This window comes from Noviherbaspirillum soli (assembly GCF_015352955.1).
GTDB classification, from domain to species: Bacteria; Pseudomonadota; Gammaproteobacteria; order Burkholderiales; family Burkholderiaceae_D; genus Noviherbaspirillum_A; species Noviherbaspirillum_A soli.
In genome coordinates this window covers 48,844-74,866 of sequence record NZ_JACYOX010000017.1, presented here as the reverse complement: position 1 = coordinate 74,866, position 26,023 = coordinate 48,844, and the positions used below count along the sequence as shown (strand labels likewise).

Sequence of the window (26,023 nt, the reverse complement as noted above, 5' to 3'; positions counted from 1 at the left end):
AACCCGTTATAGTATCAGGTTGACCCGCTTGAACCCCGCTCTGCCACGATTGATTGCACAACATTTCACAAGCAGCCGGGATACTAACGCTGAAAGTATTCATGGAAGAAATTCGCATTCGAGGCGCCCGTACTCACAACCTCAAGAACATCAACCTTGACCTGCCACGCAACAAACTGATTGTCATTACCGGACTGTCCGGTTCCGGAAAATCCTCGCTGGCCTTCGACACCCTGTATGCCGAAGGCCAGCGGCGCTATGTCGAATCGCTGTCGGCCTATGCGCGGCAGTTCCTGCAGCTGATGGAAAAGCCCGACGTCGACCTGATCGAAGGCCTGTCGCCTGCCATCTCGATCGAGCAGAAAGCCACCTCGCACAATCCGCGCTCGACGGTGGGCACCGTCACCGAGATCCACGACTACCTGCGCCTCTTGTATGCCCGCGTCGGCACGCCCTACTGCCCGCGCCATCCGCAGCGGGCGCTGGCGGCGCAGTCGGTGTCGCAGATGGTGGACGCGGTGCTGGCCATGCCCGAAGACACCAAGCTGATGATCCTGGCGCCGGTGGTGGCCAACCGCAAGGGCGAGCATGTCGAGCTGTTCGAGCACATGCAGGCACAGGGTTTCGTGCGCTTCCGGGTGCAGTCCGGCACCGGCGGCGCGCACATCCACGACATCGACGATCTGCCCAAGCTGAAGAAAACCGAGAAGCACACCATCGACGTCGTGATCGACCGCGTGAAGGTCAAGGCCGAGATCAAGCAGCGCCTGGCGGAAAGCTTCGAGACCGCGCTGCGCCTGGCCGACGGCCGGGCCATGGTGGTGGACATGGACACCGGCATCGAGAGCGTCTATTCCAACAAGTTCGCCTGCACCGACTGCGGCTACTCGCTGCAGGAACTGGAGCCGCGGCTGTTCTCGTTCAACAATCCGATGGGCGCCTGCCAGGAATGCGACGGCCTCGGCCATATCGAATTCTTCGATCCGCGCCGCATCGTGGCCTTCCCCAACCTGTCGCTGGCCTCCGGCGCGGTCAAGGGCTGGGACCGGCGCAACCAGTTCTATTTCCAGATGCTGTCCAGCCTGGCTGCGCATTTCGAGTTCGACCTCGACGTGCCGTTCGAGGACCTGCCGCAAAAGGCGCAGGACGTGGTGCTGCACGGCTCCGGCCGGCAGACCGTGCCCTTCACCTACATCAATGAACGCGGCCGCGCCGTGGTGCGCGAGCATACCTTCGAAGGCGTGGTCAACAACCTGCAGCGGCGCTATCGCGAGACCGACTCGATCGCCGTCAAGGAAGAGCTGGCCAAGTTCATCAACAAGAAGGAATGCCCGGCCTGCAACGGCGCCCGTCTGCGCGAAGAGGCGCGCCATGTGAAGGTCGGCAACGGCGCGCAGGAACGCGCGATCTATGAAGTCGCGGCCACTCCCCTGCGCGACACCCTGTCGTTCTTCGAAACCCTGAAGCTCAAGGGTTCCAAGCGCGAGATCGCCGACCGCATCATCAAGGAGATCATTGCGCGACTGACCTTCCTGAACAACGTCGGCCTGGACTACCTGTCGCTGGAACGCAGCGCCGACACCCTGTCCGGCGGCGAGGCGCAGCGCATCCGGCTGGCCTCGCAGATCGGCTCGGGCCTGACCGGCGTGATGTATGTGCTGGACGAGCCCTCGATCGGCCTGCACCAGCGCGACAACGACCGCCTGATCGAAACCCTGAAGCACCTGCGCGACATCGGCAACAGCGTGCTGGTGGTCGAGCATGACGAGGATGCGATCCGCTGCGCCGACTATATCGTCGACATGGGCCTGGGCGCGGGCGTGCATGGCGGCGACGTGATCGCCGAAGGCACGCTGCCGCAGATCCTGAAGAACAAGAAATCCCTGACCGCGCAGTACCTGAACGGCACCTTCCAGATCAAGGTGCCGGAACAGCGCACCAGGCCCGACCCCAAGCGCCAGTTCATCATCACCGGCGCCACCGGCAACAACCTGAAGAACGTCACCTTCAAGGTGCCGGTGGGCTTGCTGACCTGCGTGACCGGCGTGTCCGGCTCGGGCAAGTCGACCCTGGTCAACGACACCCTGTACCATGCGGCGGCGCGCCATCTGTACGGCTCGCAGGCCGAACCGGCGCCGCACGACTCGATCTCCGGCATGGAGCATTTCGACAAGGTGATCTCGGTCGACCAGGCGCCGATCGGCCGCACGCCGCGCTCAAATCCTGCCACCTACACCGGCGTGTTCACGCCGATCCGCGACCTGTTCGCCACCGTGCCCACGGCCAAGGAGCGCGGCTATTCGGCCGGCCGCTTCTCGTTCAACGTCAAGGGCGGACGCTGCGAGTCCTGCCAGGGCGACGGCGTGCTGAAGGTGGAAATGCACTTCCTGCCGGACGTGTACGTGCCCTGCGATGTCTGCCACGGCAACCGCTACAACCGGGAAACCCTGGAAGTGCAGTACAAGGGCAAGAACATCACCGAGGTGCTGGGCATGACGGTGGAGGAAGCGCACGAGTTCTTCAAGCCGGTGCCGGTGATTGCGCGCAAGCTGCAGACCCTCTTGGACGTCGGCCTGGGCTATATCCGCCTGGGCCAGAGCGCGACCACGCTGTCGGGCGGCGAGGCGCAGCGGGTCAAGCTGTCGCTGGAACTGTCCAAGCGCGACACCGGCCGCACCCTCTACATCCTCGACGAGCCGACCACCGGCCTGCACTTCCATGACATCGACCTGCTGCTGAAGGTGATCCACCGCCTGCGCGACCAGGGCAACACCGTGGTCATCATCGAGCACAACCTCGACGTGATCAAGACTGCCGACTGGATCATCGACCTCGGTCCGGAAGGCGGCGCGGGCGGCGGCCAGATCATCGCCGCCGGCACGCCGGAGGATGTGGCCAAGACACCTGCCAGCTTCACCGGCAAGTACCTGGCGCCGATGCTGAAGAAAAAGAAGTAAGGCAATGGCGCTGCATCTGCAGATCACCGGCCGGGTACAGGGCGTGGGCTACCGCGCCGCGTTCGAGCGCCAGGCCATATCGCTCGGGCTGTCAGGCTGGGTGCGCAACCGGCATGACGGCTCGGTGGAAGCCGTCGTCGATGGCGACACCGGCGCGCTGGCGCAGATCGAGGCCTGGGCGCGCCGGGGCCCGGCCGGCGCCAGCGTGCAGCAGGTGCTCGCCACGCCATGCGACGCCGGCAGCGTGCGCGCCGGCGTGATGGAAATACGCCCGACCGCCTGAGCCGTCCTGCGGTTCAGCTCACGCCAGCCCCAGCCACAATCCCAGCGGCACGAATCCGAGCGACACCAGGTTCCCCAGCAGCACGATGGACGCCACCTTGTCCGGCTCCTGCTTGTACTGCTCGGCGATCATGAAGCAGAGCACCGCCGGCGGCAGCGACGCGAACAGATACATCTGGCCGCGCTGCATCGCGGTCATGGGCAGCACCAGATCGAGCAGGCCGGCGCTGGCCAGGCCCGTCAGCGGGCAGGCGATCGCGCCTATCATGCCGATCTGCCAGCTGCGGAAATTCACATCCATCATGCGCACGCCCAGCGAGAACAGCATCACCGGGATGCAGGCGTCGCCCAGCATCTTGAGCGCGGCAAGCAGCTGCGCCGGCAGGCGGAGCTTCGCCAGCGCGCAAAGCATGCCCAGGATCATCGCCAGCATCATCGGGCTGGTCATGAACTTGAAGAAGGAACTGCGGCGGCCATGCCGCCCGGCCTCGATGATCTTGATGCCGAGAGAGAAATAGACCAGGTTGGCCGCCATGAACAGCGCCACCGCCGCCGACAGGCCGGCCGGGCCGAAGGCCAGCGCCGCCAGCGGCAGGCCCATGTTGCCGCAGTTGTTGTACATCATCGGCGGCACGAAGCTGCGCGCGTCATAGCCCAGCAGGCGCGCCAGCGGCCACGCCAGCAGGCCCGAACCCAGCGAGATCAGCGCGCCGGCCACGATCAGCACCAGGTTGTGGGTCACATCGAAGTCCTTGGCCGCCAGCGCGGTAAACACCAGCAGCGGGCATAGCACTTCCATGCTGACCCGGTTGACCGCGCCCATGTCGGCGCGCACGCTCTCGCCGCGCAGCCGCGCATAGCCGTAGCCCACCGCGATGATGGCGAATACCGGCAGGATGATGCCGAGAATGCGTTGAAACATGTCCACTGTTGCTAGTCCTTTTCCCGCATGCGCGCAGGCATGGGCCAGACCGCAGCAATGATGAAGTGAATGCAGTGAGTCGGAGATGGCATAGATACCTGTTCTTCTGCCGCTATGCCTTGAGCAGGCGCGCTTCGGCCAGCGCGATGGCTTCGGTCGCGCCGCGCAGCACCACGATATCGCCGCCGTGGAACACCGTGTCCGGCGTGACATCGATGCGGCTCCTGCTGCGCCGGATCGCGGTGACCTCGGCGCCCATCTCGTTGAGCCCGAGCGCGGCCAGCGGCTTGCCGATCGCATGCGCGTGCTCGGACAGCGCCACCGAATGCAGACGCACATTCAGGTGCTCGGGATGGTCGGCCGCATCGTCGGCGCCGTGGAAGTAGCCGCGCAACGCCGTGTAACGCTGGCCGCGCACATCCTGCACCCGGTGCAGCACGCGGCGCAGCGGCACGCCCAGCATCAGAAGCGCATGGGAAGCCAGCATCAGGCTGCCCTCGATCGCTTCCGGCACCACTTCGGCCGCGCCCGCGCCACGCAGCTTGTCGAGATCGGTATCGTCATGGCTGCGCACGATGACCGGCAGCTGCGGCGCCAGTTCATGCACATGGTGCAGCGTCTTCAATGCCGACGGCGTGCTGGCGTAGGTGATCACCATCGCTTCGGCCCGATGGATGCCGGCCGCCAGCAGGCTCTCGCGGCGCGTGGCGTCGCCATACGACACGCTGGCGCCGGCCGCCTGCGCTTCCTGCACCCGCTCGGGATCGAGGTCGAGCGCATGGTAGGCGATCTTCTCCTCCTCCAGCAGCTTGGCCAGGCTCTGGCCGCTGCGGCCGAAGCCGGCGATGATCACATGCTTCTGGGTCGACATGGTGCGGGTGGCAATGCGGGTCAGCGCCAGCGACTGCAGCATCCAGTCATTGGCGGAGAGCTTCAATACGATGGCGTCCGACTTGGCCAGGATCAGCGGCGTGATCAGCATCGACAGCACCATGGAAGCCAGGATCAGCTGGACCAGGAACGGATCGACCAGCTGCAGCCCGCCGGCCTGGTTGAGCAGCACGAAACCGAATTCGCCGGCCTGCGCCAGCGCCAGGCCGGTGCGCAACGCAACGCCGGGCGAGGCGCCGAACAGCCGTGACAGCGCCGCGATCAGCGCGAACTTCACCAGCACCGGCACCAGCAGCAACAGCAGCACCAGCCACCAGTTTTCCAGCACCAGCGGCACATTGAGCAGCATGCCGATGGTGATGAAGAACAGCCCCAGCAGCACGTCGCGGAAAGGCGCGATGTCCTCTTCCACCTGGTGCTTGTACTCGGTCTCTGAAATCAGCATGCCGGCGACGAAAGCGCCCAGCGCCAGCGACAGCCCGGCGCGCTCGGTGATCCAGGCCGCGCCCAGCGTGATCAACAGCAGGTTGAGCATGAACAGCTCCTGCGAACGGCGCTTGACCACGATCTGGAACCAGCCGCGCATGAGCTTCTGCCCGATCACCAGCAGCAGCACCAGCACCAGCACCGCCTTCAGCCCCGCCCACGCCAGCGTCGGCAGCAGGTCGCGCGGATTGGCCAGCGCCGGCACCAGGATCAAGAGCGGCACCAGCGCCAGGTCCTGGAACAGCAGGATGCCGATGATGCGGCGCCCATGCTCGCTTTCCAGCTCCAGCCTTTCGGTCAGCATCTTGGAGACAATCGCGGTGGACGACATGGCCAGCGCGCCGCCCAGCGCAAAGGCGGCGCGCCAGCTGATCTGAAATAGCGACGGCAATATCCAGGCCGACAGCGTGCCGAACAGCATGGTCACCGCAATGGTCAGCAGCACCTGCGCCATGCCCAGGCCAAACACCGTCTTGCGCATCGAGGAAAGCTTGGGCAGGGAAAATTCCAGGCCGATCGAGAACATCAGGAATACCACCCCGAATTCCGCCAGCGTATGGGTGGTGGCGTTTTCCTCGGCCAGCCCGAGCGCGTGCGGGCCGATCAGGATGCCCACTGCCAGGTAGCCCAGCATGGGTGGAAGATGCAGCATGCGGAAACCGACCACGCCAAGGACGGCCGAGCCCAGCAGCAGCAAGGTAAGTTCGAGAGCAGAAAACATTGGGCAGGCGGACTTTCCGGTCGATTGTTGAAAAACTGGAGCGGCACATGAACAGGTGCCGATGAGTGACCAATCAAATCACCGGGTTTTTGTTATTTCTGGCAGGTTTTTTGCTTTCGTAATTCGTTTATACTTCGGGCATGAGTGTAACCCATGAAAAAACATTGTCGAAGCCTTTCGACACGGCGCAGGCGGAGCGCGCAGCCGAAATGGCGCGCGAGACCCTGCAGATCGAAGCCGACGCCATCCTGGCCCTGAAGGACCGCATCACCGCCGACAACGGCAGCTTTGCGCAGGCGGTCGGACTGCTGCTGGGCTGCAGCGGCCGGGTCGTCGTCTCCGGCATGGGCAAGTCCGGCCATATCGCCCGCAAGATTGCCGCCACGCTGGCCTCGACCGGCACCCCTTCCCTGTTCGTTCATCCCGCCGAGGCGGCGCATGGCGACCTGGGCATGGTGACCGAGAACGATGCCTTCATCGCCATTTCCAATTCCGGCGAGACCGCCGAACTGCTGGCCATCGTGCCCATCATCAAGCGCATGGGCGCCAAGCTGGTGGCCATGACCGGCAGCGACGCTTCCAGCCTGGCGCTGCTGTCGAACGTGCATCTGAACGCGGCGGTGGCCAAGGAAGCGTGTCCGCTGAACCTGGCGCCCACGGCCAGCACCACCGCCACGCTGGCGCTGGGCGATGCGCTGGCCGTGGCGCTGCTGGATGCGCGCGGCTTCCGGGAGGAGGACTTTGCCCGCTCCCATCCGGGCGGCGCGCTCGGCAGGCGGCTGCTGACCCATGTGCGCGATGTGATGCGCAGCGGCGACGCGGTGCCCAGGGTGCCGCCGGAAGTCTCGCTCAACGCGGCGCTGCTGGAAATCAGCCACAAGGGCATGGCCATGACCGCGGTGGTCGATCCGCAGGGACGGCCGATCGGCGTGTTCACCGACGGCGATCTGCGCCGCCTGATCGAGCAGGCGCAGGACTTCAGCAAGATCGTGATCGCCGACGTGATGCATCCCGGCCCGCGCAGCATCGGCCCCGACCAGCTCGCGGTCGAGGCGGTCGAAATGATGGAGCAGCACCGCATCAACCAGCTGCTGGTCACCGACGGCGACGGCATCCTGGTCGGCGCCCTCCACATCCATGACCTGACCCGGGCAAAGGTGATCTGATGCAGCAGTCACTCGAGGAAAGCATGGCGCGGGCGCGCCGCATCCGGCTGATGGTGTTCGATGTCGATGGCGTGCTGACCGACGGCAGCCTGCATTTCGGCGCAGACGGCGAAATGATCAAGACCTTCAACGTGCTCGACGGCCACGGCATCAAGCTGCTGCAGCAGTCGGGCGTCATCACCGCCATCATCAGCGCTCGACAGTCGGCGCTGGTGGCGCGGCGTGCGGCCGATCTCGGCATTACCCATGTGCAGCAGGGCGTGCACGACAAGCTGTCGGGCTATCAGTCGCTGCTGGCCGAATGCGGCGTCGAAGCCGAGGCCAGCGGCTTCATCGGCGACGATGTGATCGACCTGCCGGTGCTGACCCGCGTCGGCTTTGCCGCCAGCGTGCCGAACGGCCACCCCGAGGTGCGTTCGCGGGTGCACTACGTCACCACCGCCGGCGGCGGCCGGGGCGCCGTGCGCGAACTGTGCGACTTCATCCTGCGCGCGCAGGGCAACTACGAGGCGGCGCTGGCGCCGTATCTGGGATGAAACAGGACCGCCGCCGCTTCAGCATGGCGCCGATGCTGCTGCTGGTCACGCTGATGGCGCTGGGCAGCTTCTGGCTGCTGCAGATCATGCGCACACCGGATAACAGCGACGGCCCGGCGGCGGCGCGCACCGAGCCCGATTACTACGTCGACAATTTCAATTTCGTGCGGCTGTCCGCAACCGGCGAGGCGCAGTACAACATCGCCGGCAAGCGCATGGTGCACAATCCGGCCGACGACACGCATACGATCGATTTGCCCGTGATTAACAGCCTTTCCCGCGAGAGGCCGCCGATGACGGCCCGCTCGCAGCGGGCCATCGTGGAACCCGGTGGCGTCAAGATTCACATGTATGACGATGTCAAGATAGATCGTCCGAAAACGCCGCAGGCGGAAAATTTCCATTTGGAATCCGACTACCTGATGATCTTGCCCGACGAGGACATCATGCGCACCGACAAGCCGGTGCGCCTCACCCTGGGCGGTTCGACACTCAACGGCGCGGGCATGGTGGCCAACAATGCCACCGGCGAACTCAGCCTTGCCAGCCGGGTCCGGGCAACCCTGCCGCCGCGCCAGGCCACCGTCCGCTGAGCGCGCGACTGGACAATCAACAACGCATTCCCTTAGAGAAGAGTGATGAAACAACTTCACGCATGGTTCATTCTGCTGATAGGCATGGCCGCGGCGGGCAGCTCGCTGGCTGAGAAGGCCGACATGACCAAGCCAACCAACATCGAGGCCAATCAGATGGCCTACGACGACGTCAAGCAGATCAACACCTTTACCGGCGATGTGGTGCTCACGCGCGGCACCCTGATACTGAAAGCCGACCGCATGGTCGTCACCCAGGACCCGGCCGGCTACCAGTACGCCACCGTCTACGCCAAGCGCGGCGAGAAGGCCACCTTCCGGCAAAAGCGCGACGGCGGCCCGAACCTCTGGATCGAAGGCGAAGCGGCCGACCGCATCGAGTACGACACCAAGACCGAGGTCGCGAAGTTCTATGTGAACGCCAAGATTCGCCTGCTCGAAGGCGCCAGCCCGACCGACGAGGTCGAAGGCGAATTCATTTCCTACGACAGCAAGCAGGAGTTTTACTCGGTCAACAACACGCCCAGCAGCACCAGCAAGGCCGGCGCCGGACGCATCAAGGCCATCATCCAGCCACGCAACGACACCAAGGCGCCCTGAGATGGAAAACAGCATCCTTAAAGTGCAGGGCCTGCAAAAAAGCTACGGCGCGCGCCAGGTGGTGCGCGACGTCTCCCTGCATGTCGAAAGCGGCCAGGTAGTCGGATTGCTCGGCCCCAATGGCGCCGGCAAGACCACCTCGTTCTACATGATCGTGGGCCTGGTGCCGTCCGACGCCGGCGCCATCGACCTGGACGGCGTCGACATCTCGCGCCTGCCGATCCACCGGCGCGCCGTGCTGGGCCTGTCCTACCTGCCGCAGGAAGCCTCGGTATTTCGCAAGCTCACCGTCGAGGAAAACATCCGCGCGGTGCTGGAACTGCAGCGCTACGAAGGCAAGCCGCTGTCGAAGGAACAGATCGCGAACCGGCTCAATGCCCTGCTTTCCGAACTGCAGATCGAAAAGCTGCGTGACAACCAGGCGATGTCGCTCTCCGGCGGCGAACGCAGGCGCGTCGAGATCGCGCGCGCCCTGGCCACCAGCCCGCGTTTCATCCTTCTGGATGAGCCCTTCGCCGGCGTCGATCCGATCGCCGTCATCGAAATCCAGCGCATCGTGCGCTTCCTCAAGGAGCGCAATATCGGCGTGCTGATCACGGACCACAACGTCCGCGAGACGCTGGGCATTTGCGACCATGCCTACATCATCAATCAGGGCGTAGTGCTGGCCAGCGGCCGCCCGGACGACATCATTGCCGACGAGTCGGTGCGGCGCGTCTATCTCGGCGAGCACTTCCGGATGTGAGAAAAGGCACACATGAAACAGACACTTCAACTCCGCGTATCCCAGCATCTTGCGCTGACGCCGCAACTGCAGCAGTCGATCCGGCTGCTGCAGCTTTCAACGCTGGAACTGCATCAGGAACTGGAACAGATCCTGTCCGAGAATCCGCTGCTTGAACGTCTGGATGATCCTCTTGACCATTCGATCAGGCTGCTCGCCGACGGGTCCGTCAGCAGTGCGCCGACCTCCACGCCAGCCGCAGATGCGCCTGCTTCCGACGCTGCCCCGGCGACGGAAGGCGAAGGCGGTTTCGAGGCCGGCGAGGGGGGCGGCGAAGGCAGCGATAGCGGCGCCGACGCCGACTGGAGTTTCGACGACGTTGCACGCACCTCCAAGGCGCCGGAAGACGACGACGCCCGCCCACAGATGGAAGCGCATGAGCTGACCCTGCGCGAGCATCTGCTGGAACAGATGCGCGTCACCGTCCAGAATCCGCGCGACCGGGCACTGGTTGAACTGGTGATCGATGCGCTGGATGACAACGGTTATCTGACCGAGCCGCTGGAGGAGATTCACGCGCGCCTGCCGGAAGAACTGGAAGTCGAGATCGAGGAACTGTCGATGGCGCTGAAGCTGCTGCAAAGCTTCGACCCGGCCGGCGTCGGCGCGCGCGACGCGTCGGAATGCCTGGCGCTGCAGATCAGGCGCATGCCCCGCGTTCCGATGGTGACGCGCCGCACCGCGCTGCAGATCGTCGAGAAGCACTTGCAGCTGTTTGCGCAGCGCGACTTCAACAAGCTCAAGAAGAGCCTGGACTGCGACGAGGAAGACCTGCGCGAGGCGCAGGCAGTGATCCGGCAATGCAACCCGCATCCTGGCGCCATGTTTGCCAGCGACGCGTCGGACTATGTCGTTCCCGACGTGATCGTCAAGCGCGGCAAGAACGGCTGGCAGGTAATGCTCAATCACGATGTCATGCCGCGCCTGCGCGTCAATGCGCTGTACGCCAACATCCTCAAGCAGAGCAAGGGTGAAGGCTCGATGAGCTCGCAGCTGCAGGAAGCGAAATGGCTGATCAAGAACATGCGCCAGCGTTTCGACACCATCCTGCGCGTCGCCCAGGCCATTGTGGACCGCCAGCGCAATTTTTTTTCCCATGGCGCAGTGGCAATGCGACCTCTTGTGTTACGGGAAATAGCTGATACACTGGGTTTACACGAAAGCACCATCTCGCGTGTGACCACACAGAAATACATGCTCACGCCGCATGGCATGTTCGAGTTGAAGTATTTCTTCGGCAGCCATGTCGCAACCGATGCAGGCGGCGAAGCCTCATCGACTGCAATCCGGGCGTTGATCAAACAACTCATAGGAGCCGAAGACCCGAAGAATCCATTTTCCGATAGTCGCATCGCAGAAATGCTGGCGGAACAGGGTATGGTAGTGGCACGCCGTACCGTCGCAAAATATCGGGAAGCCCTGAAAATCCCTCCAGTCAATCTGCGCAAGTCCTTGTAGCTTTTTGCAGCATGTAACTTGCTGACATGTTTCATCTTCACTGAAACCTCTGCCGGCCTTTCACAGGAGCGAAGTATGAATCTCACCATCAGTGGACATCATCTCGAAGTGACTCCCGCAATTCGCGAATACGTGCAAGGCAAGCTTGAGCGGATCAAGCGCCATTTCGACCATGTCATTGATATAGCGGTCATCCTGGCCGTTGATAACCTTCCTGAGAAAGAAAGGCGCCAGCGCGCCGAAATCACCCTGAGGCTACGGGGAAAGGATGTGCATGTGGCCAGCATCGCACAGGACCTGTACGCCGCCATCGACACCCTGATCGACAAGCTCGATCGCCAGGTCCTGAAATACAAGACCAAAATTCAGGACCATCAGCATGCCGGCATCAAGCGCATGATCGGGGAAGATAGCGATGACGCTGCAGCAGCACCTATCGCCTGAGCCCTGCAATTTGTCCCTGTAAAAAGCATGACCGCAGGGTGCCCCGGGCACCCTGCATAAAAAACCACAGCGCGAAAATACTGTTTATTCATACAGTACTTATGATACATTAACGCCATGTTCAACGTTTCTGCTTTGGAGAAGACGTCATGGCGCAATTCAATACCACCGCAAGCAATCCCCTCTACCTCGACCAGGCACCAGCCGGTTTCATGCTGCGCGTAGGCCGCCGCGAAATGCAGATCCGCCGTGAAGTGCGGAAAAACCAGTACAGCGTCAATCCCATCATCGATTGCCGTCCTGGCGACGATCCTGGCCACCTGCAAATGCTGTTGTTCAATCGCTGGACCGTGGTACTGGCCAAGGCAAGCGCAGCACATTAATTTTCAGCACACAGTGTCCTCACGGCCTGAGATCGGTCCAGACCAGGCTGCGTTTCTCGAATGTTGCTAAACTGTGCACTTTCATTAACGCGCCTGACAACGACGCTCAACCGGCCCACGAGTGTGTGCTGGCACAGGTAATCAAGCCTCAAGAACGGTGAAGGCATCTTTTGTCAGACGCTCCTGACCAGCCCAACATGAGCCCACACCTTACAGGCACCGTAACAAACCATATCGGATTCATTACCCTTGATCGGGCCAAGGCATTGAACGCCTTGTCGCTGGACATGATAAGAGCGCTGACTGCGCTCCTGCGCGAATGGCAAGCAAATGATGATGTACTTGCTGTCGTCATACGATCAAGCAGCCAGCGGGCTTTCTGTGCGGGTGGCGACATCCGCTTCTTCTACGATGTCGGCACTGCGGGTCCTGCCGGCGGTAGCGCCTTGCTGGAAGACTTCTTCACTGAAGAGTACGCACTGAATCATCTGATTCACCATTACAGCAAGCCGTACATCGCGCTGATGGACGGTATCGTCATGGGCGGCGGCATGGGAATCTCGCAGGGTAGCGCGCATAGCCAGTTGCGCATCGTGACCGACAAGACCGCGATGGCGATGCCTGAGGTGCATATCGGTCTTTTCCCGGATGTAGGCGGCGGCTATTTCCTTTCCCGTCTGCCGGGCAAACTGGGCGTGTGGCTGGGACTGACCGGACAGACCATCGCCGCCGACGACGCACTCTACGCCGGGCTGGCTGATGTTTTCGTCCCTTCCTCCGTACTGCCCGAAATGCTGGCCATGCTTGAGACAGTGCCGATGGCAGACGGCAGGCAAATCACCGAAAAGATACGCAACTTTGCGGCGCCGTATCGCTCCGAAGCCGATCCCGGGAACAGCATGCTGGCCCGGCAGCGCGCGGAAATCGATCGCCATTTTGCCCATGACAGCGTCGCCGCCATCGTGGCGTCACTTGCCGGTGACAGCAGTGACTTCGCAGACAAGTCATTGAATGCCATGCGCCGCGGCTCTCCCCTGCTGTTGTGCGTGACCCTGGAGCAACTGCGGCGCGGCGCCACGCTGTCAGTGGCCGATTGCCTGCGCATGGAACGCGTGATGATCCGGCGCTCGTTTGAAGGCACCGAAGTGCTGGAAGGCATACGGGCACGCGTGATTGAAAAAGACAATACGCCGCGCTGGTCACCTGCCGATCTGGCAGAAGTGCTACCTGAACAGGTCAGCGGCTATTTCATCGACGTCTGGCCTGATTACGCCCATCCGCTACGCGATCTGGCCTGACCGCATTGCTTGCCTGCCGCGCCACCAGGCACGGCGGCTTCAGGTTTCCTCGATCGCAAACAGGCGCCGGTGCTCCCGCATCGCGTAACGGTCCGTCATGCCGGCAATGTAATCCGAGACGCTGCGCGCCTGCAATGCGGTGTGCTGTGTCTCATCGATGCCAGCATCGCTCGCAAGCTGATAGGAAGGCGGCAGAAGCGCCGGCTCTTGCATGAAGATATGGAATAGCTCCGTCACGACACGACGTGCCTTGCTGGTCATCCGATTGACCTGGTAGTGCTGATACAGGTTCTTGCGCAGGAACCGCTTGAGCAACATCGCTTCGCTGCGCATGCCCTCGGAGAAGGCAATCAGCGGGCCGGCAATACGCACTTCTTCAACGGTCTGCACGCCGCTTGCGCGTATGCGTTCTCTTGATGTGTCGATTAGATCGATGATCAATGCATTGATCATCCGGCGTACTGTTTCATTGATGGCCCGGCGTCCACCGATTCCTGGAAATGCAGTTTCCGCCTCGCGCTTGTGACGAGCAAAGAAATCGATGGTTTCAAGTTGCTCAACCGTCAGCAGCCCTGAGCGCAAGCCGTCATCGATATCATGATTGTTGTAGGCAATTTCATCGGCCAGGTTGGCCAGTTGCGCTTCCAGCGTAGGCTGCTTCTTTTCCAGAAAACGCTTGCCGATGTCGCCAAGCGCCGCGGCATGCGCAGCGGTGCAATGCTTCAATATTCCTTCGCGTGTTTCGAACATCAGGTTGAGCCCGTCGAAACCGCCATAACGCTGTTCGAGCATATCCACCACGCGCAGGCTCTGCAGATTGTGCTCGAATCCGCCGTACTCCCTCATGCAGACATGCAACGCGTCCTGTCCAGCGTGGCCGAATGGCGTATGGCCAAGATCATGCGCCAGGGAGATCGCTTCCACCAGGTCTTCATTGAGGCCCAGGTTGCGCGCAATGGAGCGGGCAATCTGCGCGACTTCGATACTGTGCGTCAGCCGGGTCCGGAACAGGTCACCCTCATGGTTGACAAACACCTGGGTCTTGTATTCCAGCCGGCGGAAAGCGCCGCAATGCACGATGCGATCGCGGTCACGCTGGAACTCCGTACGGGATGTGCTTGCGGGCTCGGCATACCGTCGCCCCTTGGAATGCGATGATGTCGCAGCATACGGGGCGAGGTAGGCTTCAAAGTCCATGATCAGCTTCTGGTACAGGCTTTCAGGGTTTCAAGCAGCACGTCTTGCGGAACAGTCGTAATGATGGGCTTGCCCAGCGGCTTGAGCAGAATGAAGCGAATCTGCCCGCCTTCATTTTTCTTGTCGACCTGCATCAACTCGATCCAGCGCTCCGCGCCCAGGTCAGGCGCGACATCGGGCAAACCTGCCGCCCGCACCAGTGCTGCAACCCGGTCCCGCTCGCTGGCATCGATGTAGCCCAGCCGATGAGACAGGTCTGCTGCCATCACCATGCCGCAGCCCACCGCCTCGCCATGCAGCCATTCACCGTAGCCCATGCCGGATTCGATCGCGTGGCCGAAGGTATGTCCGAAATTAAGGATGGCGCGCAAGCCTCCCTCGCGCTCGTCCTGACGCACGACATCCGCCTTGATTTCACAGGACCGCTTGATTGCATAGGCCAGCGCAGCCGGATCACGCGCCAGCAATTGGTCGATATGCGCTTCGATCCAGTCGAAAAATGCCGCATCGATGATTGCGCCATGCTTGATCACTTCGGCAAGGCCAGCGGACAGTTCCCTGGCGGGAAGGGTATTGAGCGTGGACGTATCGGCAATCACCGCCTGGGGCTGGTAGAACGCGCCTATCATGTTCTTGCCCATCGGATGATTGATGCCTGTCTTGCCGCCAACGGATGAATCGACCTGGGCGAGCAGGGTTGTCGGTACTTGCACGAAGGAAACGCCCCGCATGTAGGTTGCCGCTGCAAATCCTGCCATGTCGCCGATGACGCCGCCGCCCAGTGCAATGATGGTGGTCTTGCGGTCGCACTGGTCGGCCAGCAATCCGTCATAAATGCGCTGCAGGTTTTCCCAGGTCTTGTGTTCTTCGCCATCCGGCAGAACGATGCGTGTTACCTGCTTGCCAGCGGCAAGCAGGGACTGTTCGACGACTTCAAGGTAAATTGGAGCAACGACCATATTGGTAACGATTGCAGCGCGCTTGCCCGCAACGGCATCGGCGATGCCATTGCTCCGGGCCAGCAAGGACTGGCCGATGACGATTGGATAACTGCGCTCACCGAGTTCGACGTTCAGAGAAACGGTTTCGGCGGCAGAGACAGCTTGGTTCATGATATCGGTACAGGACACAGGCACACCGGCAGGCTCGCGTGTTGCTGCAAGACTATCGAGTTGCGCCACAATGGATTGAACCAGGTATTGTACGTTAGGGCGCCCGGTCTCGATCACGATGTCCGCCACTTCCCTGTAATAGGGCTCGCGCTGAATGGTCAATTCTTCCAGGCGGCGACGCGGGTCGGCTGTCTGCAGCAAGGGTCGGTTCTTGTCGTGACCGGTACGTTGCAGGATGCTGTTGACACCGGCGCGCAGATAGATGACCAGTCCACGCGATTTCAGATATTCACGACTTTGCGGGTTGAGGATGCTGCCGCCGCCGGTAGCCAGCACGATGCCTTCACAGGCAGTCAGGTCGCGGATCACGTCCGCTTCCCGCTGCCGGAATGACGCTTCGCCTTCGATTTCAAAAATCAGCGGAATCGACGCGCCGGTACGCGCTTCAATTTCGTGGTCGGAATCAAAGAAGCGTTTATTGAGTTTTTTTGCGAGCGCGCGGCCGACTGTCGTCTTGCCGGAACCCATCAGTCCTACCAGAAAGATGTTGCCCGTTCCCTCTTTCGGGATTACCACGGGCTTCGTGCAGTGCAGGACACTGCCTTCAGGAAATTCAATTCTCTTTTACCTCACGGCCAGTTTATCGCTGAGAACCTTGGGCGTCAGAAAGATCAGCAATTCAGTCTTGTCGGCTTTGCGTGCTGTTTGCCTGAACAGGTTCCCCATGACCGGTATGTCACCAAGCACCGGCACTTTGTTGATTGTATCGCGATCTTCCTGGATATAAATACCGCCGATAACCACGGTGCCGCCGTTTTCAATCAAAACCTGGGTCTTGACATGCTTGGTATCGATCGCCAGTCCGTTAGTGGTCTGCTGGCCGACGCTGTCCTTGTTGACGTCGACATCGAGAATCACATTGCCGTCAGGCGTGATTTGTGGAATGACTTCCAGTTTTAGATTTGCTTTCCGGAATGACAATGCAGTGGCACCGCTGCTGGTTGCGGTCTGATAAGGCAATTCGGTACCCTGCTCGATGGTGGCCTTGAGCTGGTCGGCGGTAATCACACGCGGGCTGGACAACACCTTGCCCTTGCCATCCGATTCGAGCGCAGACAGTTCCAGGCTGATGAAACGTGTTGCCGCGGAATTGAACAGCGTGAGTGCGACGGAGCCTGCCGTAGCGCCGTTGATCGCGGCCGCTGGCAGATTGACCGAGTTTCCTTGTATGGGCGTAGGCACGTTGGTCGTCAGTCCTTGCTGGCCGCCGATGTTGGCATTGTTGTTCTGCACGCCAAAACCGAGCTTTGCACCTAGATTGCGGCTGAAGGTGTCGTTCGCTTCCACGATGCGCGCCTCGATCAGCACCTGCCGGCTTGCGATGTCGGTCTTCTGCACCAGCTTGCGGATCTCTTCAACCTTGGAGCCGATGTCGGTGACGAAAAGCTGGTTGGTCCTCGGATCGATCACGGCGCTACCGCGCTTGGACAGGATGGTTCGGCCACTGCCTCCGGCATTGTCCAGGATGCCCTTGAACGATTCGGCCTTCTGGTAATTGAGCTGGAACGTCTCGGTGCGCAGCGGCTCCAGTTCCGCGATCTGCGACCGCTGTTCCAGTTCCAGCTTTTCCTTGGTCAGCAGCTCGTCTTTCGGGGCTATCCACAGCACATTGCCATTCTTGCGCATGTCCAGGCCCTTGGCCTGCATCACGATGTCCAGCGCCTGGTCCCACGGCACGTCTTTCAAGCGCAAGGTCAGGTTGCCGGCGACAGTGTCGCTGGTAATGATGTTGAGGCCGGTGAAATCGGCAATCACCTGCAGTACCGCACGCACTTCGACGTTCTGGAAATTGAGCGACAGTTTCTCGCCGCGATATCCCTGGTTACCCTGGCTGAGCTTGTTCGCCTCTTCCTTCAGCGGACGCACCTCGACGACCAGCTGGGAATCGCTCTGATAGGCGCTGTGTTCCCACAAGCCCTTGGGCTCGATCACCATCCGGACATTTTCACCCTGCGCTGTCGCCGTCACGGTTTGCACCGGCGTGCCGAAGTCGCCGACGTCCATGCGACGCCGCAATACCTCGGGCAGGCTGGCTTTCATTAGATCGACAACGATTTTCTGCCCTTGCTGCCGCACGTCGACGCCGACCTGGCTGGCTGGCAGATCGATCACGACCCGGCCTTCGCCCGCCACGCCACGACGAAAATCGATGTCGCGTATTGCTGGCTTGCCTGCGATGGCAGCCCCCGGCGCAGGCGCCGGCACTGCCTGCACCACCGGCACGCCGGCGGCATTGACCGCGCGAGCAACGCCGCCCGAGCCGTCGATGGTGACCGTGACGATATTGCCGTCAACCGCCGTTGCGTAATTCAACGGACGGTTCAGGTTGAAAACCAGCCTCGAGCGCTCGCCGGCCTGAACGATATTGACGCTGCGCACATCGCCAACGCCGATTTCCTGCACTGGTGTCTTGATCGTGCTGTTTGTGCCGGCGAAATCCAGTGCGATGCGGGCCGGGCTCGTGATCGAAAATCCGATAGGCGGCTTCTGTACCGGATTCTTCATTGCGACCTTGACGATCACATTCGAACCCTGCTGGTTGGCGGCGATGGACTCGATGGTATTTTCCTGCGCATGGCTGATGCCGAAAGCGCCGGCGATGCAGACCGCAACACAGCCACGGACAAGGGCACGATAGTTTTGATTGATCATTTTTTGTTCTCCTGCAGCTCCAGCTTGGCTGTGCGCTCGACCCATTCGCCGGACGCGTCCTGTACGACTTCCTTCAGTTCCACTTCGCTGTCGGTAATTTTGGTGATCTGGCCCATGTTCTGACCGATGTAGTTGCCAACCCTGGCCTGGAATACGGTGCGGTCTGCCTGTACCAGTACAAAACTCGCCCCTTGTTTCTGCAGCGTGCCCACCATTTTCAAGTTGTCCAGCGGGTAGGACTCCAGCGCTTCGCGCCGACGGTCAAGATTGGGCTTGAAAGAACCGCCGGTCCCGGCGGCCGGCGGCGCATTGATGAACTTGGCCGGGCTATAGGGATCTGTTGCGCTTCTGCCGGCATACGTGAACGGAATGAATTTCTTGGGCTCGGCCAGCTTCGGCACCACCACCCGGGCCTGCCGGCGGGTTTCATCCATCCATTGCCTGACTTCGGCAATGCCGCCATCGCCGCATGCGGCCAGCATGGAAGGCAACAGGCAGCAGCAAAGCGCCCGCCCTATCCGCAGTAGCGTCATTTCTTCGCTCCCTTCTTGGCGTCCGCTTCGGCCTTGCGCTGCGCAGCCAGTTCTTCCTTGTCCAGGTAGCGGAATGTCTTGGCCACCGCTTCCATGCTCAACATGTTGTTGTCCTTGCCCGTGGCCAGGCTCAGGTTATTCAGGGTGACGATGCGTGGCAGGTTGGCAATGTCGCTGGTGAAGGCGGCGACATCGTGGTAGTTGCCGGTGATCTTGATATCGATGGGCAGTTCGGCGTAGTAGTCCTTCACCACGACTTGCCCGGGCTTGAACAATTCAAACTGCAGGCCACGCCCTAGGCCCGCCTGATTGATGTCCGACAGCAACGCATCCATTTCCGCCTTGCTGGGCAGCTGCTTTTCCAGGGTAGCGACATATTCGCCGACCTGTTCCTTCTGCTTTCTCAGCGCATCAAGGTTGACCGCCTGCTGCACCTTGCTCTTGTAGGCGTCGCGCAGTTCCTGCTCCCGCCTCTCGCCCTGGCTCAGGTCTTCAAGTTGCGCATCCCAGTAAAAGAACCAGCCCAGCGCCAGCACCGCCGTCAGCACGCCCACGCCACACAGTGCGCGCGGCAGCAGGGGCCATTGTCCAGGGTGGCGCCCGTTCAGGTTCTGGAACTGGGCGGCGATGTCGAAGCGTTTCATGGTTGCCATCTGATGTCCCTGGCTTTACGGGCGATTGGAAGCAACGGATACCGGCACAATCGCTGGCGTAGCTTCGGTCTTGGGCGAGCGCTTGATCGCCACGTTCACGGTAAATTCAAATACCCGGCGCAGATCCTTGCCCTGTCCCGTCGTCGCGGCACGAATCTCCACCAGTTCGGGCTGCTCCAGCCAGGGCGACACATTGCCCAGATTGCGCAACAGCGTGGAAACATGCTCGTTCGACTGCGCATGGCCGTTGAGCGTGACTTTTTGACCGGCCTGCTTGAATGCGCGCAGGTAGATACCATCCGGCACCTGCTTGACCAGTTCGTCCATCAGATACACGGGCTGGTTGCGGTCGCTCTGCAAGTCTTCCACCGCCTGCTGACGCGCCTTCAGGGCTGCGATTTCCTGCTTCAGGGTGGCGATTTCCCTGATCTGCACATCAAGCTTGGTGTTTTCCGCCTGGATGAATTCATTGCGCTCGTTCTGGACGGCGATGCGCGAGGAGATTACGCCGCCAACGACGATCACCAGCAGGCCGCCGGCAAACATCGCCGCGACCAGCATGGCGACGAAGGCAGTCTTGCGCTCCTTGCGCCGGGCTTCCCTGTGGGGAAGCAGGTTGATTTTGACCATCAGTCAAACCTCCGCATGGCCAGTCCGCAGGCAACGAGATATGCCGGCGCTTCGGCGCGCAATTGTTTTTCACGAATCGAGGTGCCCAGCTGCATGCCCTGGAAGGGGCTGACGACAGCCGTGGACACCTTGGTGCGGCTGGCGACGATGTCGACCAGCCCGGGAATGCTGGCACAGCCGCCGGCCAGGTAGATCTGGTCGACACGGGTATAGGGGGTGGAGGTATAGAAGAACTGGATGGCCCGGGTAACCTCGACCGCGGCGCTTTCCAGAAAGGGCTCCAGCAGTTCGCGCTCGTAGCCTTCCGGCAGTTCGCCGGAACGCTTGCTGCTCTCCGCCTGCTCCGGGGTCATTCCGTAAGCGCGCGCGATTTCCTGTGTCAGTTGATTGCCACCGAACGGTTGCTCGCGTTCATACAGCGGCTGGCCGTCTAGCAAAACCGAAATATGGGTTACCTGCGCGCCGATCTGAAACAGCGCAACAATCTGCCCCTGCCCGCCTTGAGGCAGCTGGCGCATGACGCGTTCCAGTGCCGCTCGTGCTGCATAAGACTCGATGTCCATGATCCTGGGCTTGAGGCCAGCAGCCTCGGCGACCGCCACCCTGTCCTCCACCTTTTCCTTGCGGGACGCGGCCAGCAGCACTTCGACATCTTCCAGGGAATTGGGCAGCGGGCCGATCACATCGAAATCGAGACTGACCTCCTCGAGCGCAAACGGAATGTACTGGCTGGCTTCGTTTTCCACCTGAAGCTCGAGTTCGTCTTCCGACAGGCCGCCCGGCAGCACGATTTTCTTGGTAATGACGGCTGCAGGCGGCATGCCCAGCACGGCAAGCTTGGCGCGCGTGCCGCTTTTTGCCCAAACCTGCCTGACGGCTTCCGATACTTGCTCGATGTTGTCGATATTGCCGTCAACGACCGCACCGCGCGGCAACGGCTCGCTGGCGTAACGCTCCAGCCGCAACACCCCTTTTCCGGCATCCGACAACTCCACCAGCTTGATACTGGACGAACTGATGTCCAGTCCGATCAGGGGAGCGTTTTTCTTTTGCAATAAGGAGGTAAAGTCCATGGCCAAGAGCGTTTCTTTCCGAAAATTTTCCTGGGCGAACGCGAAATCTGTGCGCCTGCCTAACATTTGTTACACTAGCGGACATGTCAAAAAATCCTTTAAATACCAGTATTTAGCGCATTTAAAGGGTGTCGGCAGATCGTAGCAACAAGAATCTCTGGATGTAAAGCAATTTCCGTAGGGTAACACTGTTTGTCGTTGCCAAAACCCCACGCAAGGCTTGGGTATTGCCCGGATGGCGATTTGCCGGCCTCGGTAGCTCCTGGAACCAGGCTGCCGTTATAATGGGCACTTGCTTTTTCTCTCCGCCCCCTTCTTTTCTTCCCTCCCCCCGCATGAACCATCCCAACACATCCGGCTCCCCTTCCCGCAAGGCCCCGCCGCCCAAGCCACGCATGAATCTGTTTGCGCGCCTTGCCTTGGGCACCATGGGGTTGATCGCAGGCCTTGCTGTTATCGGCGTTTTATTGCTGGGCTTTATGCTCGCGATGGCATATCCGAATCTGCCTGAACTTAATACGCTCACTGATTACCGTCCCAAGATCCCGCTGCGCATCTTCACCGCCGATAACGTGATGATTGGCGAATTCGGTGAAGAAAGGCGCAATGTCGTTCGTTTCAAGGAAATCCCGGATGTGATGAAGCAGGCGGTGCTGGCGATCGAGGACGACCGTTTCTATGAGCACGGCGGCGTTGATTACGTGGGTATCCTGCGCGCGGCAATACACAACTTGTCCGGCGGTGCGCGGCAGGGCGCGTCCACCATTACACAGCAGGTGGCGCGCAACTTCTTCCTGTCGAGCGAGCAAACCCTCAAGCGCAAGCTGTATGAAGTCCTGCTGGCATGGAAGATCGAGCAGAACCTCAGCAAGGACCAGATCCTAGAGGTCTACATGAACCAGATCTATCTGGGGCAGCGCGCTTACGGCTTCGCTTCCGCAGCGCAGGTCTACTTCGGCAAGAAACTGTCGGACATCACCCTGGCCGAGGCGGCCATGCTGGCAGGCCTGCCCAAGGCGCCGTCGGCCAACAACCCGGTCGTCAATCCGAAGCGGGCCAAGGCGCGTCAGCAATACATCCTGCAGCGCATGCATGACCTGGGTTATATCAGCGACGAAGCCTATGCAGCGGCGAAATCGGAAGAGCTGCGGATCAAGTCGGAAACGACCGAATTCGGCATTCATGCCGAGTACGTCGCAGAAATGACGCGACAGATGGTCTATGAACAGTTTCGCGATGAAACCTATACCCGCGGCCTGAATGTATTCACCACCATCACCAAGGCCGACCAGGATGCCGCCTACATTGCTCTGCGGCGCGGCGTGATGGATTACGAGAAGCGCCACGGCTATCGCGGCCCGGAAGGTTACATGGAGATCCCCGCGGCGCGCGAGGAAGCCGAAGACGCGATCGAGACCGAGCTGGCGGATCACCCGGACAGCGACGACCTGATCGCGGCAGTCGTGCTGGACGCCAATCCCAAGACCCTGCGCGCGGTGCTGGCCAATGGCGAGGAGATCACCATCACCGGGCCCGGCCTGGCGTTCGCCAGCAATCTGCTGAGCGACAAGGCGCCGCCCAACCGGCGCGTCAAGCGCGGCGCGATCATCCGCGTGATCCAGGAAGGCAAGGCCTGGAGCATCACCCAGATGCCCGAGGTGGAATCGGCTTTCGTATCGGCCAGCACGGAAGATGGCGCGATCCGCGCCCTGATCGGGGGCTTCGATTTCAGCCGCAACAAGTTCAATCATGTGACCCAGGCGTGGCGCCAGCCCGGCTCGTCGTTCAAGCCCTTCATCTATTCGGCTTCACTGGAAAAGGGCCTGTCGCCGGCCACCATCATCAACGACTCGCCGCTCACCTTCGATGCCGGCCAGACCGGCGGCCAGGCATGGGAGCCGAAGAACTATGACGGCAAGTATGAAGGTCCGATGACCATGCGCAAGGGCCTGACCAAGTCCAAGAACATGATCTCGATCCGCATCCTCAACCGCATCGGCGCCAAGTACGGGCAGGAGTACGCGACCCGCTTCGGCTTTGACGCCGAAAAGAACCCGGCCTACCTGACGCTGGCACTGGGCGCAGGCGCCGTCACGCCCTTGCAGATGGCTGGCGCCTATGCGGTCTTCGCCAATGGCGGCTACAAGGTCAATCCCTACCTGATTTCCCGCATCACCGACGCCTCCGGCAAGGTGCTGTCGGAAGTGCAGCCGGACCGCGCCGGCGTCGAAGCGAATCGGGTGATCGATGCGCGCAATGCCTATGTCATGGACAGTATGCTGAAAGACGTCGTGAAGCACGGTACCGCCACCAAGGCGCTGGTGCTGAAGCGGCCCGACATCGCGGGCAAGACCGGCACCACCAACGATTCCATCGACGCCTGGTTCGCAGGCTATCAGTCCAAGCTGGTGGGCATTGCATGGATGGGCTTCGACCAGCCGCGCAACCTGGGCAACAAGGAAACCGGCGGCGGCCTGGCCTTGCCGATCTGGATCAGCTATATGCAGAAGGCGCTCAAGAGCGTTCCGGTGGATGAGCGGACCATGCCGGATGGCCTGATCACCGCAGGCGGCGATTACTACTATGCTGAATACCCGCCCGGGACCGGCGTAGGCGCACTGGGCGTGGCCGGACCAGGCGCTGGCGCCGGCACCGAGCCTGAGAAGACCCGGGACGAGGTCAAGAACGAGCTTTTCTGAGCCGGCTCAGCCGGCATCCTTCAGCGTTACCGGGATGCCGGCCTGCTCGCTGGCCATGCGCGACAGCGCTTCATAGAATTCGGAGCCATCGCGGGTATTGATCCAGCGGTCGTCGACGCGCCGGTAATGAAAGCCGCCGGAACGCGCCGCGATCCACATTTCCTTCATCGGCGCCTGGCTGTTGACGATGATCTTGGAGCCATTGTCGGCAAACTCGATCTGCAGCACATTGCCGCTGCGGCTGCATTCGATATCGACGTCGGTATCTTCAGCGACTTGCTCGAATGCGCCTTCGATGTTGTCCAGCGTGGCCTCGGCCAGCGCCAGGAATTCTGAATCCGTCATGCTACACTCCGCTAAGTTTATTCACCCGTGATTCTAATCGTGAACTTCCCGTTTCACTTGCCTGGTTCCTGTGCGATTGCGCTGGCCGTCATGCTGGCTGGCTGCGGCCAGACCGGACCGCTGTACATGCCGGTCAAGCCAGCGCCGCGGCAGACCGGTCCGGCCAACACGGCGCCGGCCCTGCCCGACACCGCAACACCGCCCCAGCCCGTTACCCCCTGACTCCTGTTCACCATGCCGCATTTTTCCTATCGCGACGGCGAGTTCTGCGCCGAAGCCGTATCACTGAAAACCATCGCCCAGCGTTTTGGCACGCCGGCCTATGTCTATTCCAAGGCCGCACTGATCGACAACTTTTCCGCCTATGCGCAGGCGTGCCGCCAGCATGCGCGCGGCGCCGACGCCGCTTTGGTCTGCTATTCGGTGAAGTCCAATTCCAATCTTGCGGTGCTCAGCCTGCTGGCATCGCAGGGCTCGGGTTTCGATATCGTGTCGGGCGGCGAACTGCTGCGGGTCATTGCCGCCGGCGGCGATCCGCGCAAGGTGATTTTTTCCGGGGTCGGCAAGTCGCGCGAGGAAATGCGCCTGGCGCTGGAGCATGACATCCTGTGCTTCAACGTCGAATCCATTCCCGAACTGCACCGCCTGAACGAAGTTGCGGCCGAGGTGGGCAAGAAAGCGCCGGTATCGCTGCGCGTCAATCCCAACGTCGATGCGAAGACCCATCCCTACATCTCGACCGGGTTGAAAGAGAACAAGTTTGGCGTGGCGTACGAGGATACGCTGTCGACCTACCAGGTCGCGGCAAGCCTGGAGAATCTGCACGTGGTCGGCATCGACTGCCATATCGGCTCGCAGCTGCTGGACGATGCGCCGCTGCTGGAGGCGCTGGACAAGGTGATCGAACTGGTCGACCAGCTCGAAGCGCTGGGCATACCGCTGCATCACCTGGACATCGGCGGCGGCCTGGGCATTACCTATGACGAAGAGCAGCCGGTTGCGGTTGGCGATTATCTGGGCCGGCTATTCGCGCGCATCAATGCCTGGCGCGACGCGAAGCATCAGGGCAAGCCCATCAAGGTGCTGTTCGAGCCGGGCCGCTCCATCGTTGGCAATGCTGGCGTGCTGGTGACCGAAGTCCAGTATCTCAAACATGGCGCAAGCAAGAACTTCGCGATCGTCGATGCGGCAATGAACGACCTGATGCGTCCCGCGATGTATGAAGCCTGGCATGGCGTCAAGCAGGTGACGCAGCGTGCTGAGGAAGCCAGGATCTATGACGTGGTGGGCCCGGTCTGCGAATCAGGCGACTGGCTGGCCCGTTCGCGCTCGCTGGCCATCGAAAGCGGTGACCTGTTGGCCATCATGTCGGCCGGCGCTTATGGCATGACGATGGCATCGAACTACAATACCCGCGGACGCGCTGCCGAAGTCATGGTGGACGGCGACCAGGTGCATCTGGTGCGCAAGCGCGAGAATCCGGCCGATCTGTTCGCGCTGGAGTCCATGCTGCCCTGAGCCTGCCATGCCCGTTGCGGTGCGCGGCTT

At 61.4% G+C, this 26,023-nt stretch carries 24 protein-coding genes; 14 read left to right on the top strand and 10 right to left on the bottom strand.

What is annotated here, in order from left to right:
* Positions 1–101 precede the first annotated feature (101 nt).
* The gene (gene uvrA, locus IGW04_RS13825) at positions 102–2,957 is read left to right on the top strand and encodes an excinuclease ABC subunit UvrA (protein ID WP_194713665.1); all 2,856 of its coding nucleotides are present in this window, start codon (positions 102–104) and stop codon (positions 2,955–2,957) included.
* Positions 2,958–2,961: 4 nt separating this feature from the next.
* On the top strand, positions 2,962–3,240 hold the full coding sequence (locus IGW04_RS13820; RefSeq protein ID WP_194713664.1) for an acylphosphatase: 279 nt from the start codon (positions 2,962–2,964) through the stop codon (positions 3,238–3,240).
* A gap of 18 nt (positions 3,241–3,258) precedes the next feature.
* Here the strand turns inward: IGW04_RS13820 and IGW04_RS13815 are convergent, their stop codons facing one another.
* Both IGW04_RS13815 and IGW04_RS13810 read right to left on the bottom strand, forming a co-directional pair.
* Positions 3,259–4,161: an AEC family transporter gene (locus IGW04_RS13815; RefSeq protein ID WP_228527088.1), complete on the bottom strand. Its 903-nt coding sequence runs from the start codon at positions 4,159–4,161 to the stop codon at positions 3,259–3,261.
* 112 nt (positions 4,162–4,273) lie between these two features.
* On the bottom strand, positions 4,274–6,259 hold the full coding sequence (locus tag IGW04_RS13810) for a monovalent cation:proton antiporter family protein (RefSeq protein ID WP_194713662.1): 1,986 nt from the start codon (positions 6,257–6,259) through the stop codon (positions 4,274–4,276).
* Between the two features lie 140 nt (positions 6,260–6,399).
* Here IGW04_RS13810 and IGW04_RS13805 point away from each other — a divergent pair, with 140 nt between their 5' ends.
* The 9 genes from IGW04_RS13805 to IGW04_RS13765 all read left to right on the top strand — a co-directional run bounded on the left by IGW04_RS13805 (position 6,400) and on the right by IGW04_RS13765 (position 13,521).
* Positions 6,400–7,425, top strand: coding sequence for a KpsF/GutQ family sugar-phosphate isomerase (locus IGW04_RS13805; protein WP_194713661.1), 1,026 nt, complete (start codon positions 6,400–6,402; stop codon positions 7,423–7,425).
* Positions 7,425–7,961, top strand: a complete 537-nt coding sequence (locus tag IGW04_RS13800; RefSeq protein WP_194713660.1) for a KdsC family phosphatase — start codon at positions 7,425–7,427, stop codon at positions 7,959–7,961. Before IGW04_RS13805 ends, IGW04_RS13800 begins: the two co-directional genes overlap by 1 nt.
* Entirely contained in the window at positions 7,958–8,554 is a 597-nt protein-coding gene (gene lptC, locus IGW04_RS13795) for an LPS export ABC transporter periplasmic protein LptC (protein ID WP_194713659.1), read from the top strand. The genes IGW04_RS13800 and lptC overlap by 4 nt, the downstream gene beginning before the upstream one ends.
* Positions 8,555–8,599: 45 nt before the next feature.
* Complete coding sequence (lptA, locus tag IGW04_RS13790) at positions 8,600–9,154, top strand: lipopolysaccharide transport periplasmic protein LptA (RefSeq protein ID WP_194713658.1); 555 nt, start codon at positions 8,600–8,602, stop codon at positions 9,152–9,154.
* Between the two features lies 1 nt (position 9,155).
* Complete coding sequence (gene lptB / locus IGW04_RS13785; protein WP_194713657.1) at positions 9,156–9,899, top strand: LPS export ABC transporter ATP-binding protein; 744 nt, start codon at positions 9,156–9,158, stop codon at positions 9,897–9,899.
* A 12-nt stretch (positions 9,900–9,911) separates the two neighbouring features.
* Positions 9,912–11,396 carry an RNA polymerase factor sigma-54 gene (locus IGW04_RS13780; RefSeq protein WP_194713656.1) on the top strand — a complete coding sequence of 495 codons (1,485 nt, stop codon included), beginning with the start codon at positions 9,912–9,914 and terminating at the stop codon, positions 11,394–11,396.
* Between the two features lie 75 nt (positions 11,397–11,471).
* The gene (gene hpf, locus IGW04_RS13775; protein WP_194713655.1) at positions 11,472–11,840 is read left to right on the top strand and encodes a ribosome hibernation-promoting factor, HPF/YfiA family; all 369 of its coding nucleotides are present in this window, start codon (positions 11,472–11,474) and stop codon (positions 11,838–11,840) included.
* A gap of 149 nt (positions 11,841–11,989) precedes the next feature.
* Positions 11,990–12,223 (top strand): hypothetical protein, encoded by a 234-nt coding sequence (locus tag IGW04_RS13770; RefSeq protein ID WP_194713654.1) that lies wholly within the window; start codon positions 11,990–11,992, stop codon positions 12,221–12,223.
* A 197-nt stretch (positions 12,224–12,420) separates the two neighbouring features.
* On the top strand, positions 12,421–13,521 hold the full coding sequence (locus IGW04_RS13765) for an enoyl-CoA hydratase/isomerase family protein (RefSeq protein ID WP_194713653.1): 1,101 nt from the start codon (positions 12,421–12,423) through the stop codon (positions 13,519–13,521).
* Between the two features lie 39 nt (positions 13,522–13,560).
* Here IGW04_RS13765 and IGW04_RS13760 read toward each other — a convergent pair whose 3' ends face one another.
* The 7 genes from IGW04_RS13760 to IGW04_RS13730 form a co-directional block, all read right to left on the bottom strand.
* Positions 13,561–14,718 (bottom strand): deoxyguanosinetriphosphate triphosphohydrolase, encoded by a 1,158-nt coding sequence (locus IGW04_RS13760; protein WP_194713652.1) that lies wholly within the window; start codon positions 14,716–14,718, stop codon positions 13,561–13,563.
* Between the two features lie 2 nt (positions 14,719–14,720).
* Positions 14,721–16,358 carry a bifunctional shikimate kinase/3-dehydroquinate synthase AroKB gene (gene aroKB, locus IGW04_RS13755; protein WP_194713697.1) on the bottom strand — a complete coding sequence of 546 codons (1,638 nt, stop codon included), beginning with the start codon at positions 16,356–16,358 and terminating at the stop codon, positions 14,721–14,723.
* Between the two features lie 96 nt (positions 16,359–16,454).
* Positions 16,455–18,542 (bottom strand): type IV pilus secretin PilQ family protein, encoded by a 2,088-nt coding sequence (gene pilQ / locus IGW04_RS13750; protein WP_228527087.1) that lies wholly within the window; start codon positions 18,540–18,542, stop codon positions 16,455–16,457.
* Positions 18,539–18,976, bottom strand: coding sequence for a pilus assembly protein PilP (locus IGW04_RS13745; protein ID WP_267253696.1), 438 nt, complete (start codon positions 18,974–18,976; stop codon positions 18,539–18,541). Before IGW04_RS13745 ends, pilQ begins: the two co-directional genes overlap by 4 nt.
* A gap of 95 nt (positions 18,977–19,071) precedes the next feature.
* A complete protein-coding gene (locus IGW04_RS13740) occupies positions 19,072–19,728 on the bottom strand; it encodes a type IV pilus inner membrane component PilO (protein ID WP_194713649.1) in 657 nt (218 codons plus the stop codon).
* Positions 19,729–19,743: 15 nt separating this feature from the next.
* Positions 19,744–20,358 carry a PilN domain-containing protein gene (locus IGW04_RS13735; protein WP_194713648.1) on the bottom strand — a complete coding sequence of 205 codons (615 nt, stop codon included), beginning with the start codon at positions 20,356–20,358 and terminating at the stop codon, positions 19,744–19,746.
* Positions 20,358–21,431, bottom strand: coding sequence for a pilus assembly protein PilM (locus IGW04_RS13730; protein ID WP_194713696.1), 1,074 nt, complete (start codon positions 21,429–21,431; stop codon positions 20,358–20,360). Before IGW04_RS13730 ends, IGW04_RS13735 begins: the two co-directional genes overlap by 1 nt.
* Before the next feature lie 335 nt (positions 21,432–21,766).
* On the opposite strand from IGW04_RS13730, the gene IGW04_RS13725 reads away from it, so the two are divergent.
* Positions 21,767–24,130, top strand: a complete 2,364-nt coding sequence (locus IGW04_RS13725) for a penicillin-binding protein 1A (RefSeq protein WP_194713647.1) — start codon at positions 21,767–21,769, stop codon at positions 24,128–24,130.
* A 6-nt stretch (positions 24,131–24,136) separates the two neighbouring features.
* Here the strand turns inward: IGW04_RS13725 and cyaY are convergent, their stop codons facing one another.
* Positions 24,137–24,475 (bottom strand): iron donor protein CyaY, encoded by a 339-nt coding sequence (gene cyaY, locus IGW04_RS13720; protein WP_194713646.1) that lies wholly within the window; start codon positions 24,473–24,475, stop codon positions 24,137–24,139.
* 39 nt (positions 24,476–24,514) lie between these two features.
* Between cyaY and lptM the strand changes: the two genes are divergently transcribed.
* Positions 24,515–24,697, top strand: coding sequence for an LPS translocon maturation chaperone LptM (gene lptM, locus IGW04_RS13715; RefSeq protein ID WP_323744856.1), 183 nt, complete (start codon positions 24,515–24,517; stop codon positions 24,695–24,697).
* Between the two features lie 12 nt (positions 24,698–24,709).
* Positions 24,710–25,993 (top strand): diaminopimelate decarboxylase, encoded by a 1,284-nt coding sequence (gene lysA, locus IGW04_RS13710; protein ID WP_194713645.1) that lies wholly within the window; start codon positions 24,710–24,712, stop codon positions 25,991–25,993.
* Positions 25,994–26,023: the final 30 nt, after the last annotated feature.